The sequence below is a fragment of the Pseudomonas sp. KH_024_B2 genome (assembly GCF_057839965.1).
Map to the genome: position 1 here is coordinate 794,072 of NZ_CM174502.1, position 12,434 is coordinate 806,505.

10 protein-coding genes and 1 rRNA gene are annotated in these 12,434 nt (G+C 56.8%); 10 read left to right on the plus strand and 1 reads right to left on the minus strand.

Going from position 1 to position 12,434, the window contains the following annotated elements; genetic code table 11:
* Positions 1 to 19: 19 nt before the first annotated feature.
* From mrcB to AC3I0A_RS03660, 3 genes are read left to right on the plus strand one after another with little or no spacing between them, the layout of a single operon-like run.
* The gene (gene mrcB / locus AC3I0A_RS03650; protein WP_489376288.1) at positions 20 to 2,344 is read left to right on the plus strand and encodes a penicillin-binding protein 1B; all 2,325 of its coding nucleotides are present in this window, start codon (positions 20 to 22) and stop codon (positions 2,342 to 2,344) included.
* Between the two features lie 16 nt (positions 2,345 to 2,360).
* Entirely contained in the window at positions 2,361 to 3,092 is a 732-nt protein-coding gene (locus AC3I0A_RS03655; RefSeq protein WP_489376289.1) for a tetratricopeptide repeat protein, read from the plus strand.
* On the plus strand, positions 3,092 to 3,427 hold the full coding sequence (locus AC3I0A_RS03660) for a YqcC family protein (protein ID WP_489376290.1): 336 nt from the start codon (positions 3,092 to 3,094) through the stop codon (positions 3,425 to 3,427). The genes AC3I0A_RS03655 and AC3I0A_RS03660 overlap by 1 nt, the downstream gene beginning before the upstream one ends.
* Before the next feature lie 18 nt (positions 3,428 to 3,445).
* Here the strand turns inward: AC3I0A_RS03660 and AC3I0A_RS03665 are convergent, their stop codons facing one another.
* The gene (locus AC3I0A_RS03665) at positions 3,446 to 3,868 is read right to left on the minus strand and encodes a DUF4124 domain-containing protein (protein WP_489376291.1); all 423 of its coding nucleotides are present in this window, start codon (positions 3,866 to 3,868) and stop codon (positions 3,446 to 3,448) included.
* A gap of 402 nt (positions 3,869 to 4,270) precedes the next feature.
* Between AC3I0A_RS03665 and AC3I0A_RS03670 the strand changes: the two genes are divergently transcribed.
* The 7 genes from AC3I0A_RS03670 (at position 4,271) to AC3I0A_RS03700 (ending at position 12,349) form a co-directional block, all read left to right on the plus strand.
* Positions 4,271 to 5,995 carry an acetolactate synthase 3 large subunit gene (locus AC3I0A_RS03670; RefSeq protein WP_489376292.1) on the plus strand — a complete coding sequence of 575 codons (1,725 nt, stop codon included), beginning with the start codon at positions 4,271 to 4,273 and terminating at the stop codon, positions 5,993 to 5,995.
* Positions 5,996 to 5,997: 2 nt separating this feature from the next.
* The gene (gene ilvN, locus AC3I0A_RS03675) at positions 5,998 to 6,489 is read left to right on the plus strand and encodes an acetolactate synthase small subunit (RefSeq protein WP_150643298.1); all 492 of its coding nucleotides are present in this window, start codon (positions 5,998 to 6,000) and stop codon (positions 6,487 to 6,489) included.
* A 48-nt stretch (positions 6,490 to 6,537) separates the two neighbouring features.
* On the plus strand, positions 6,538 to 7,554 hold the full coding sequence (ilvC, locus tag AC3I0A_RS03680) for a ketol-acid reductoisomerase (RefSeq protein ID WP_122540428.1): 1,017 nt from the start codon (positions 6,538 to 6,540) through the stop codon (positions 7,552 to 7,554).
* Between the two features lie 145 nt (positions 7,555 to 7,699).
* On the plus strand, positions 7,700 to 8,557 hold the full coding sequence (gene pssA / locus AC3I0A_RS03685; protein WP_489376293.1) for a CDP-diacylglycerol--serine O-phosphatidyltransferase: 858 nt from the start codon (positions 7,700 to 7,702) through the stop codon (positions 8,555 to 8,557).
* 63 nt (positions 8,558 to 8,620) lie between these two features.
* Positions 8,621 to 9,634, plus strand: a complete 1,014-nt coding sequence (gene msrP, locus AC3I0A_RS03690) for a protein-methionine-sulfoxide reductase catalytic subunit MsrP (protein WP_489376294.1) — start codon at positions 8,621 to 8,623, stop codon at positions 9,632 to 9,634.
* On the plus strand, positions 9,634 to 10,254 hold the full coding sequence (gene msrQ / locus AC3I0A_RS03695; protein WP_489376295.1) for a protein-methionine-sulfoxide reductase heme-binding subunit MsrQ: 621 nt from the start codon (positions 9,634 to 9,636) through the stop codon (positions 10,252 to 10,254). The genes msrP and msrQ overlap by 1 nt, the downstream gene beginning before the upstream one ends.
* Positions 10,255 to 10,810: 556 nt before the next feature.
* Positions 10,811 to 12,349, plus strand: a 16S ribosomal RNA gene (locus tag AC3I0A_RS03700).
* Positions 12,350 to 12,434 lie beyond the last annotated feature (85 nt).

Consider the following 12,434-nt stretch of genomic DNA (forward strand, 5'->3'; position numbering starts at 1 on the left):
GTGCGTATAATCCGCCGCCATGACTCGTACTCGATCCCCCCGTTCCGCTAAAAAACGTCCCTCTGGTGGCCTGCGCCCCTGGTTAGGCTGGGCTTTGAAGCTCAGTCTGGTCGGCCTGGTTGTGCTCGCAGGCTTTGCGGTGTATCTCGATGCAGTGGTCCAGGAGAAGTTCTCCGGCAAGCGCTGGACCATCCCGGCGAAGGTTTATGCCCGGCCATTGGAGCTGTTCGTCGGACAAAAGCTCAGCAAGGAAGATTTCCTGACTGAACTCGATGCTCTGGGTTACCGGCGTGAAAGCGTCGCCAACGGTCCCGGAGCGGCATCGGTCAGCGGCAACACGGTCGATTTGAATACCCGCGGCTTCCAGTTCTATGAAGGGATGGAGCAGGCTCAGCCGGTGCGGGTACGTTTTTCCGGTGATTTCGTGGCCGAACTCTCGGCGACCAACGGCTCGAAAGTCGCGGTCGTGCGTCTGGAGCCGCTATTGATCGGCGGTCTTTACCCGAAAAATCTCGAAGATCGCATCCTGATCAAGATCGATCAGGTGCCACCGTACCTGCTCGAAACCCTGGTGGCGGTGGAAGATCGGGACTTCTATCACCACTTTGGCGTTTCTCCCAAGTCGATTGCCCGGGCCGTTTGGGTTAACACCTCGGCAGGGCAAATGCGTCAGGGCGGTAGTACGTTGACCCAGCAACTGGTCAAGAACTTCTACCTGACCAACGAGCGCAGTCTGTCCCGCAAGTTGACCGAAGCGATGATGGCCTTGCTGCTTGAGTTGCATTACGACAAGAGCGAGATTCTTGAGGCCTACCTCAACGAAGTGTTCGTCGGTCAGGATGGTCAGCGTGCGGTGCACGGCTTTGGTCTGGCCAGTCAGTTTTTCTTCAGCCAGCCGCTGGCGGAACTCAAGTTGCATCAGGTGGCATTGCTGGTGGGTATGGTCAAAGGGCCATCCTCCTACAACCCCCGTCGTAACCCTGAGCGCGCGCTCGAGCGGCGTAATCTGGTGCTCGATCTGCTGGAGCAACAAGGTGTCGCGACTGCCGAGCAGGTCGCAGCAGCCAAGAAGATGCCGCTGGGCGTGACCAAGCGCGGCAGTCTGGCTGACAGTTCGTTCCCGGGCTTCCTGGATCTGGTCAAGCGTCAGTTGCGTGAAGACTACCGCGACGAAGACTTGACCGAAGAAGGGTTACGGATTTTCACCAGTTTCGATCCGATCCTGCAGATGAAGGCAGAGGCCTCGGTCAACGACACCTTCAAGCGTCTTGCTGGCCGCAAGGGCTCGGATGAGGTCGAAGCGGCGATGGTGGTGACCAATCCGGAAACCGGGGAAGTCCAGGCCATGATCGGCAGCCGCCAGGCAGGTTTTGCCGGTTTCAACCGGGCGCTGGATGCCGTGCGCCCAATCGGTTCCCTGATCAAGCCGGCGGTTTACCTGACTGCGCTGGAGAAACCGAGCCAGTACACCCTGACCAGCTGGCTTTCCGATGACTTTTTCTCGGTGAAAGGCGCTGACGGTCAGGTCTGGAAGCCGCAGAACTATGATCGCCGGTCCCATGGTACGGTCTTCCTGTATCAGGGGTTGGCGCATTCCTACAACCTGTCGACCGCACGTCTGGGCCTGGAAGTCGGTGTGCCGAATGTCCTCAAGACACTGGCGCGGCTGGGCGTTACCCGTGAGTTTCCGGCGTTCCCGTCGATGTTGCTGGGAGCCGGTGGCTTGACCCCGATAGAAGTGGCGACCATGTATCAGACCCTGGCCAACGGTGGTTTCAATACCCCGATGCGTGGGATTCGTAGCGTGCTGACCGCTGAAGGCGAACCGCTCAAGCGTTATCCATTCCAGATTCAGCAGCGCTTCGATCCGGGGTCGATCTACTTGATCCAGAGCGCCATGCAGCGGGTGATGCGCGAAGGCACCGCCAGTTCGGTCTACAACGTTTTGCCGAAAACCCTGGCATTGGCGGGCAAGACCGGCACCAGTAACGACTCGCGGGACAGCTGGTTCGCCGGTTTCAGCCAGGATTTGCTGGCGGTGGTCTGGCTCGGTCGCGATGACAACGGCAAAACACCGTTCACCGGCGCCACCGGCGCGCTGCAGGTCTGGACCAGTTTCATGCGCAAGGCTGATCCGTTGCCGCTGGATATGCCGCAGCCGGATAATGTGGTTCAAGCCTGGGTCGACGCCCGTACCGGACAGGGTTCCGAAGCGAGTTGTCCAGGCGCGGTGCAGATGCCGTATATTCGCGGCAGTGAACCGCCTCCCGGCGCCGCGTGTGCTGGCGAAATCCCGGCGCCCGTAGAAGAGGTGATGGATTGGGTCAAGGGCTGGTTGAATTAAGCGAAGAGGATTTGATGTGAACAAGTGGTGGATTCCAGCTATTACAGCTCTGGCTTTGCTCAATGGTTGTGCCAGCGTGCAGCGCGGTTCGATTCCGGTGGTGGATTCCGGCAGCGCGGTTTCCAACAGTGAGCGGATCCAGTCCAGTGGTGGCTATCGTCAGACGACGGTCAAGCGCCCGGTGCAGGCTCAGACTCAAGCCATTCCGCAGGGCGAGGGCGTGGTGGTGATGATCCCGGGCGGTGGCGCGACCGCTTCGGCACCGATCAGCAGTGCGCCAATTACGCCAGGCCCGATCACTCCAGGGCCGTTCGATACGGCGCCTGTTCAGTCGGCGCCGATCAATCAGGGCAGCTACAGCATGCCGTCGACGCCGAGCGGGATTCCTTCCGTCAGCAGCGGCGGTTTGTCTGCCGACGAAAATCTGGACGGCCCGGTGCTGGCGTTGCTGACCACCGCTCAGCAGCAACAGGCGAACGGTGATCTGAACGGTGCATCCTCCAGTCTGGAGCGTGCGCAGCGGGTTGCTCCGCGTGAGCCGCAAGTGCTTTATCGCCTGGCGCAGGTGCGTATGGCCCAGGGTGATGCGGCGCAAGCCGAACAGTTCGCTCGTCGGGGGCTGAGCTTTGCCAATGGTCGTCCGGCTCTTCAGGCAAGCTTGTGGGGCCAGATCGCTCAGGCGCGTGAGAAGCAGGGTGATCCAGCGGGCGCGGCACTGGCCCGGCAGAAGGCCAAGGTTTCGCTCTGATGGATACACGTTTTCCGAAAGTTGCCGAGCAGCTGCTGTTGATCGAGCGTGAACTGCGGGTTCAGGGGTGGTGGGGCGAAGTCTCGCCATCGGTAGCAGCGCTGGCCAGTGTCGAACCGTTCTCGATCGATACCCTGGACTTCGAGCAATGGCTGCAATGGATCTTCTTGCCGCGGATGAAAGCGATTCTGGAAAACGATCTACCGTTGCCCAATGTCTCGGGTATTCAGGAAATGGCCGAAATGGTCTTCGCTGCCCGGAATGTCCAGGGCAAGGATCGGCAGCTGCAGGTCCTGCTTAAAGAATTCGATCTGCTGATCACCGCCTCCCGCTGAATTGGAGACTGCCAGTACCTACTGGCAGTTATCCGCAATCTGCTTTTGTGCTTCGATGATACGTTCCTGGCGTTGTTGGTCGGTCAGGCGGCGCATCCCGCCTTCCGTCTCCTCCCGTAATCGCGGATTGTTCTGCAGTTGGGCCAGATTGGTTCGGGCTTGTTCGCAGAACACCTTTAGCTGGGCTTGCTGCTCGGCAACCTGCTTTTTCACGTTGTTGTCGATGGCCTGTTGATCGCCGATGGCGCTGCTGCGTGCCGGTGCGCTCGGTTGGCTCGCGGGCGAGGAGGGCGGCACCACCAGGGTGGCTTCCCGGCCTTGGGGTGGTTGTGCATCGAAGTGGGTAACGCCTTGGGCGTCGACCCATTTGTAGATCTGAGCGGCCATGCACAAAGGGCTCAGGCCAATCAGCAGGCTCGCCGTGAAGAAGAACGTTCGCATGCCATTTCCTTGTCATGGGTTGCGCAATTGAAGCTAACACAGATGCTGTTTAGAGGTTTTTTCTTGCTTTCTCATGCGCTTAGTTCGAATAAAGCACATAGACGGCTTGACTTGGAGAGGGCGAAACAGAAGAATCCAAAGTCCGCTGTAGAGGGACTGCCAGAAGCAGACCCGCTCAGTAGATCATGAGGCGCACATCCGCGCCGACCTGTTACACCCGCAACGCGTTACCTCGCGCTGGGTGGGAGACCCCCGCAACACTTGGGGAGCTCCCAATACTTGCTCAGTCAGTGCTGACGTAGTCGGCGACCACCGTCGCTCATGCTCTGCTAGGCAGTAAACCTATTAAGACCCGTTCCCTTTGTTAGTGAACGGTATTCTGGCGTTTTAGAGGTGAACAACGTGGAGCTTTTATCTGGCGGTGAGATGCTCGTCCGCTTTTTGCGTGACGAAGGCGTCAAATACATCTACGGGTACCCGGGTGGTGCTCTTCTTCATGTCTATGATGCGCTGTTCAAAGAACCGGAAGTGACCCACATCCTGGTTCGTCACGAACAGGCTGCGACCCATATGGCTGACGGCTACGCTCGTGCCACCGGTAAAGCCGGTGTGGTACTGGTGACCTCAGGTCCGGGCGCAACCAACGCCATCACCGGTATTGCCACGGCCTACATGGACTCCATTCCGATGGTGATCATTTCCGGTCAGGTGCCTAGCACCATGGTGGGTACCGATGCTTTCCAGGAAACCGACATGATCGGTATTTCCCGGCCGATCGTGAAGCACAGCTTCATGATCAAGCATGCGTCGGAAATCCCGGAAGTCATGAAGAAAGCGTTCTACCTGGCGCAATCCGGTCGTCCTGGTCCGGTCGTGGTCGATATCCCGAAAGACATGACCAACCCGGCCGAGAAGTTCGAATACATCTTCCCGAAAAAAGCCAAGCTGCGTTCCTACAGTCCGGCTGTTCGCGGCCACTCCGGTCAAATCCGCAAAGCGGCGGAAATGCTGCTGGCAGCCAAGCGTCCTGTGCTTTATGCAGGCGGCGGCGTGATCCTCGGTGGCGGTTCCGCACCGCTGACCGAACTGGCGCAAATGCTCAATCTGCCAGTGACCAATACGTTGATGGGCCTGGGTGCATACCCGGGCACGGATCGTCAGTTCATCGGCATGCTCGGCATGCACGGTAGCTACACCGCCAACCTGGCGATGCACCACGCGGACGTGATCCTCGCCGTCGGCGCACGTTTCGACGATCGTGTGATCAACGGCCCGGCCAAGTTCTGCCCGAATGCCAAGATCATTCACATCGATATCGACCCGGCTTCGATTTCCAAGACCATCAAGGCAGACGTGCCTATCGTTGGTCCGGTCGAGAGCGTGTTGACCGAAATGGTTGCGACCCTCAAGGAGATCGGCGAGACCCCGAACAAGGAGTCCGTTGCCAGTTGGTGGAAGCAAGTCGACGAGTGGCGCGGTGATCGTGGCCTGTTCCCTTACGATAAGGGCGACGGCAGCGTCATCAAGCCGCAGACCGTGATCGAAACCCTCAGCGAAGTGACCAAAGGCGATGCCTATATCACTTCCGATGTGGGTCAGCACCAGATGTTCGCGGCGCAGTACTACCGGTTCAACAAGCCTAATCGCTGGATCAACTCCGGTGGTCTGGGCACGATGGGCTTCGGTTTCCCTGCGGCCATGGGCGTCAAGCTGAGCTTCCCGGATAATGACGTTGCCTGTGTTACAGGTGAAGGCAGTATCCAGATGAACATTCAGGAGCTGTCGACTTGCCTGCAATACGGTCTGCCGGTGAAGATCATCAACCTGAACAACGGCGTGCTGGGTATGGTTCGTCAGTGGCAGGACATGAGCTACGGCAGTCGTCACTCGCACTCTTATATGGAATCGCTGCCTGACTTCGTCAAGCTGGCCGAGGCCTATGGTCACGTGGGCATGCGCATCACTGATCTGAAGGATCTGAAGCCGATGATGGAAGAAGCCTTCGCCATGAAGGATCGCCTGGTGTTCCTCGATATCAAGGTCGATACCAGCGAGCACGTCTACCCGATGCAGATCAAAGACGGCTCCATGCGCGATATGTGGCTGAGCAAGACGGAGCGTACTTAATCATGCGGCACATTATCTCCTTGCTTCTGGAAAACGAACCGGGCGCCTTGTCTCGCGTTGTCGGCCTGTTTTCCCAGCGTAACTACAACATCGAAAGCCTGACCGTGGCACCGACCGAAGACCCGACCCTGTCGCGTCTGACGCTGACCACTGTTGGCCATGATGAAGTGATCGAACAAATCACCAAGAACCTCAACAAGCTGATCGAAGTGGTCAAACTGGTCGACCTGTCGGAAAGTGCTCACATCGAGCGTGAACTGATGCTGGTCAAGGTCAAAGCCACTGGCGCCCAGCGCGCCGAGATCAAGCGTACTACCGATATTTATCGTGGGCAGATAGTCGATGTCAGCGCTAGCGTGTATACCGTGCAATTGACCGGTACCAGCGACAAGCTCGACAGCTTCATTCAGTCGATCGGCACTGCCGCGATTCTGGAAACCGTACGCAGTGGCGTCACCGGGATTGCCCGTGGCGACAAAGTGCTGAGCATCTAAACCAAATTAGCGAATGGCCTCAAAGGCCTGGATATATAGGGGAAATTCATGAAAGTTTATTACGAAAAAGACTGTGACCTGTCGATCATCCAGGGCAAGAAAGTCGCCATCATCGGTTACGGCTCCCAAGGCCACGCTCAAGCCTGCAACCTGAAAGACTCCGGCGTTGACGTTACTGTTGGTCTGCGTAAAGGTTCGGCAACCGTTGCCAAAGCTGAAGCTCACGGCCTGAAAGTGACTGACGTTGCCAGCGCTGTTGCCGCTGCCGACCTGGTCATGATCCTGACCCCGGACGAGTTCCAGTCCGCGCTGTACAAGAACGAAATCGAGCCGAACATCAAGCAGGGCGCAACTCTGGCCTTCTCCCACGGCTTCGCGATCCACTACAACCAGGTTGTGCCACGCGCTGACCTCGACGTGATCATGATCGCGCCGAAAGCTCCGGGCCACACCGTGCGTTCCGAGTTCGTCAAAGGCGGCGGTATCCCTGACCTGATCGCTATCTATCAGGATGCTTCCGGCAACGCCAAAAACGTTGCTCTGTCCTACGCTGCTGGCGTTGGCGGCGGTCGTACCGGCATCATCGAAACCACCTTCAAAGACGAAACCGAAACCGACCTGTTCGGCGAACAGGCCGTTCTGTGCGGCGGTACCGTTGAACTGGTAAAAGCCGGTTTCGAAACTCTGGTTGAAGCTGGCTACGCGCCAGAAATGGCCTACTTCGAATGCCTGCACGAACTGAAGCTGATCGTTGACCTCATGTACGAAGGCGGTATCGCCAACATGAACTACTCGATCTCCAACAACGCTGAATACGGCGAGTACGTGACAGGTCCGGAAGTGATCAACGCCGAATCCCGTCAGGCCATGCGCAACGCCCTGAAACGCATTCAGGATGGTGAGTACGCCAAGATGTTCATCAGCGAAGGTGCTACCGGCTACCCATCGATGACCGCCAAGCGTCGTAACAACGCCGCTCACGGTATCGAAATCATCGGCGAGCAACTGCGTTCGATGATGCCGTGGATCGGTGCCAACAAGATCGTCGACAAAGCCAAGAACTAAGTTCTAGCCTTGAACGGAAAACGCGGCCTCGGCCGCGTTTTTTCGTTCGGGCAGACAGGTTCTGGTATAAAGCTGGATCGTTTGCGTACAAACCGTTGTCGCAGACACCTGTCGAAACTTTCCACACCGTTGCAAGGTAATGTCCATGAGCGAACGTCCCGAAGAGCCAAAACAGGCCTCTGACGCCGAAAGCCTGCTACCGATCGATGAGCATGTCGAAGAAGGACATGACGCTGAAGGCCGTAAAGTCCGGCATCGTGGTATCTATCTTCTGCCGAATCTGTTTACCACCGCGAACCTGTTTGCCGGGTTCTACTCCATCATCAGCTCCATGAGCGCTCAAAGTGCCTTGAGTGCCGGTGATGCGGTCAGCGCGAGCAAGTATTTTGCGCTTGCCGCGATCGCGATCTTCGTCGCCATGGTGCTCGACGGGCTGGATGGTCGCGTTGCCCGGATGACCAACACCCAGAGTGCCTTCGGCGCTGAATATGACTCGTTGTCCGATATGGTCGCCTTTGGCGTCGCACCCGCGTTGCTGGCATTCGGCTGGGCCTTGGGTGATATGGGCAAAGTAGGCTGGATGGTCGCTTTCGTCTATGTCGCGGGCGCGGCGTTGCGTCTGGCGCGTTTCAATACTCAGGTGGGCACCGCAGACAAACGTTACTTCATCGGTCTGGCCAGTCCGGCCGCGGCAGGTGTGGTAGCCGGGATTGTCTGGGCGTTCAGCGATTACGGCATCCAGGGTTCCAAGATGTCTTTCCTCGTTGCTCTGATGGTTGCTGCTGCCGGCATGCTGATGGTCAGCAACATCAAGTACAACAGCTTCAAGGAGCTGGATCTGAAAGGGCGGGTTCCTTTTGTCGCGATTCTGGCGGTGGTGCTGGTGTTCGCTGTGGTCTTCAGTGATCCGCCGCGCATTCTGCTGCTGGTTTTCCTCGCCTATGCGGCCTCCGGCCCGGTGCAGTACTTGTTGCGTCTTCGTCGTCACAAAAACGTCGAGTGATGTAATTTCCCCCATACTCCGCAGTCTATTGGTGCATCGGTCCTCCAATGCTGCGGAGTTGTCATGCTAATCAAGTTGCCCAAGTCGTCCGACTGCCAAGAGTCGGATGTCACCCCGCAATCCCTCTACTTCTCTCGTCGCAGTCTGTTGGGCGGCGCTATCGCCGGGCTGGCCGTCAGCAGTCTGCCGCGCTGGGCGAGTGCCGATACGGCCGCACGATATGCGGATGTCGAGCCGGGCAGGGCGCCGGCCTGGTTTGCCGAGAAGCTGCCGACAACCCAATGGCAGGCTGTCACGGTCAAGGGGGAGGCGATCACCCCATTCAAGGACGCAACCCACTACAACAACTTCTATGAGTTCGGCACTGGTAAGGGTGACCCGGCACAAAACGCCGGTACGCTGAAAACCGAGCCGTGGAGCGTGGTGGTAGATGGTGAGGTCGGCAAGCCCGGGCGTTATGCCCTGGAAGACTTCATGAAGCCTTATCAGTTGGAGGAGCGAATTTACCGTCTGCGCTGCGTCGAGGCCTGGTCGATGGTGATCCCCTGGATCGGCTTTCCCATCTCGGCGTTGCTCAAGCAGGTCGAGCCGACTTCCAAGGCCAGATTCATCCGTTTCGAAACTCTGGAGGATCCCAAGAGCATGCCCGGTCAGCGTTCCGGTTTTGCCCTGATCGACTGGCCCTATGTAGAAGGGCTTCGTCTGGATGAGGCGATGAACCCTTTGGCGATTCTTGCCGTGGGTATGTACGGACGTGAGCTGCCTAATCAGAACGGCGCGCCGTTGCGTCTGGTGGTGCCGTGGAAGTACGGTTTCAAGAGCGTCAAATCCATCGTGCGCATCAGCCTGGTCAGCGAACAGCCGAAAACCACCTGGCAGAGCATTGCTGCGGATGAGTATGGGTTCTACGCCAACGTCAATCCTGAGGTGGACCACCCGCGCTGGACTCAGGCGCGTGAGCGGCGTCTACCGAGTGGGCTGTTCAGTCCCAATGTGCGCGAGACGCAGATGTTCAACGGCTACTCCGATGAAGTCGCTTCTTTATATGCCGGCCTCGATCTGCGGAAGAATTACTGATGCGTTATCCGTTATGGCGCATTGGCGTCTTTATAGTAGCGGCGGTCTGGCCGCTGCTTTGGTTGTATCAAGCCTGGACCTTCGCCCTCGGGCCGGATCCGGGAAAGGTGCTGGTCGACAGGCTGGGGTTGGGCACGCTGATCCTGTTGTTGATCACTCTGAGCATGACGCCTTTGCAGAGGCTGACCGGTTGGGCTGGGTGGATTGCCGTGCGACGGCAGTTGGGGTTGTGGTGCTTTGCTTATGTCGTCATGCATCTGAGTGCCTATCTGGTGTTTATCCTTGGTCTTGATTGGTCGCAACTGGGAGTGGAGTTGCGCAAGCGGCCTTACATTATCGTCGGCAGCATTGGGTTCCTTGGTTTGCTGGCGTTGTCGGTCACTTCCAATCGTTACAGTCAGCGACGCCTCGGTGCCGGCTGGAAGAAGTTGCATCGCCTGGCCTATGTGATCCTCGGGCTTGGGTTGTTGCATATGCTTTGGATCGTTCGAGCGGATCTGAGGGAGTGGGCGATCTATGCTTCTATAGGAGCGCTGCTATTGGTGTTGCGTATTCCATCTGTGATGCGCCGAATCCCCCGGTTAACAGCTAAAAAGACATCTTCTGCAACAAAGGCGTAATTAGTCCTTGACGGCAGATTCTGGAAGTCTATAATTCGCCCCACTTCCGGCGCAGTCGAAACGGAAAACTCCTTGGTAAACAAAGAGTTACGCAGTTTTCGACAGCGAGTTGCTTCGGTTCATCGAAGCCCCGAAGGAGTTGCTGGAGTCGTGTTGTTTGGCTCTATCAACGGTTCGATCCACTCGGTCGAAAGCGGTGTAAAAGAGGTGTTGACAGCGGCGAGTAACGCTGTAGAATTCGCCTCCCGCTAACGAGTGATCGGAAGCGCCAAGTGGTTGAAGTTGTTAGAGATTTCCAAGCGAAACTTTGAAAACTTCTGAAAATAACCGCTTGACAGTAGCAGGGGAAAGCGTAGAATGCGCGCCTCGGTTGAGACGAAAGATCTTAACCAACCGCTCTTTAACAACTGAATCAAGCAATTCGTGTGGGTGCTTGTGGAGTCTGACTGATAGTCAACAAGATTATCAGCATCACAAGTTACTCCGCGAGAAATCAAAGATGTAACCAACGATTGCTGAGCCAAGTTTAGGGTTTTCTCAAAACCCAAAGATGTTTGAACTGAAGAGTTTGATCATGGCTCAGATTGAACGCTGGCGGCAGGCCTAACACATGCAAGTCGAGCGGCAGCACGGGTACTTGTACCTGGTGGCGAGCGGCGGACGGGTGAGTAATACCTAGGAATCTGCCTGGTAGTGGGGGATAACGTCCGGAAACGGACGCTAATACCGCATACGTCCTACGGGAGAAAGCAGGGGACCTTCGGGCCTTGCGCTATCAGATGAGCCTAGGTCGGATTAGCTAGTTGGTGAGGTAATGGCTCACCAAGGCTACGATCCGTAACTGGTCTGAGAGGATGATCAGTCACACTGGAACTGAGACACGGTCCAGACTCCTACGGGAGGCAGCAGTGGGGAATATTGGACAATGGGCGAAAGCCTGATCCAGCCATGCCGCGTGTGTGAAGAAGGTCTTCGGATTGTAAAGCACTTTAAGTTGGGAGGAAGGGCCATTACCTAATACGTGATGGTTTTGACGTTACCGACAGAATAAGCACCGGCTAACTCTGTGCCAGCAGCCGCGGTAATACAGAGGGTGCAAGCGTTAATCGGAATTACTGGGCGTAAAGCGCGCGTAGGTGGTTCGTTAAGTTGGATGTGAAATCCCCGGGCTCAACCTGGGAACTGCATTCAAAACTGTCGAGCTAGAGTATGGTAGAGGGTGGTGGAATTTCCTGTGTAGCGGTGAAATGCGTAGATATAGGAAGGAACACCAGTGGCGAAGGCGACCACCTGGACTGATACTGACACTGAGGTGCGAAAGCGTGGGGAGCAAACAGGATTAGATACCCTGGTAGTCCACGCCGTAAACGATGTCAACTAGCCGTTGGGAGCCTTGAGCTCTTAGTGGCGCAGCTAACGCATTAAGTTGACCGCCTGGGGAGTACGGCCGCAAGGTTAAAACTCAAATGAATTGACGGGGGCCCGCACAAGCGGTGGAGCATGTGGTTTAATTCGAAGCAACGCGAAGAACCTTACCAGGCCTTGACATCCAATGAACTTTCCAGAGATGGATTGGTGCCTTCGGGAACATTGAGACAGGTGCTGCATGGCTGTCGTCAGCTCGTGTCGTGAGATGTTGGGTTAAGTCCCGTAACGAGCGCAACCCTTGTCCTTAGTTACCAGCACGTCATGGTGGGCACTCTAAGGAGACTGCCGGTGACAAACCGGAGGAAGGTGGGGATGACGTCAAGTCATCATGGCCCTTACGGCCTGGGCTACACACGTGCTACAATGGTCGGTACAGAGGGTTGCCAAGCCGCGAGGTGGAGCTAATCCCAGAAAACCGATCGTAGTCCGGATCGCAGTCTGCAACTCGACTGCGTGAAGTCGGAATCGCTAGTAATCGCGAATCAGAATGTCGCGGTGAATACGTTCCCGGGCCTTGTACACACCGCCCGTCACACCATGGGAGTGGGTTGCACCAGAAGTAGCTAGTCTAACCTTCGGGAGGACGGTTACCACGGTGTGATTCATGACTGGGGTGAAGTCGTAACAAGGTAGCCGTAGGGGAACCTGCGGCTGGATCACCTCCTTAATCGACGACATCAGCTGCTCCATAAGTTCCCACACGAATTGCTTGATTCATTGAAGAAGACGATAAGAAGCAGCCCTAAAAGGTT

Coding starts and splice junctions, on each gene's coding strand:
- pssA (WP_489376293.1), top strand. CDS start 7,700: ATGAGCGAACGTCCCGAAGAGCCAAAACAGGCCTCTGACGCCGAAAGC.
- AC3I0A_RS03665 (WP_489376291.1), bottom strand. CDS start 3,868: ATGCGAACGTTCTTCTTCACGGCGAGCCTGCTGATTGGCCTGAGCCCT.
- msrP (WP_489376294.1), top strand. CDS start 8,621: ATGCTAATCAAGTTGCCCAAGTCGTCCGACTGCCAAGAGTCGGATGTC.
- msrQ (WP_489376295.1), top strand. CDS start 9,634: ATGCGTTATCCGTTATGGCGCATTGGCGTCTTTATAGTAGCGGCGGTC.
- AC3I0A_RS03660 (WP_489376290.1), top strand. CDS start 3,092: ATGGATACACGTTTTCCGAAAGTTGCCGAGCAGCTGCTGTTGATCGAG.
- ilvC (WP_122540428.1), top strand. CDS start 6,538: ATGAAAGTTTATTACGAAAAAGACTGTGACCTGTCGATCATCCAGGGC.
- mrcB (WP_489376288.1), top strand. CDS start 20: ATGACTCGTACTCGATCCCCCCGTTCCGCTAAAAAACGTCCCTCTGGT.
- ilvN (WP_150643298.1), top strand. CDS start 5,998: ATGCGGCACATTATCTCCTTGCTTCTGGAAAACGAACCGGGCGCCTTG.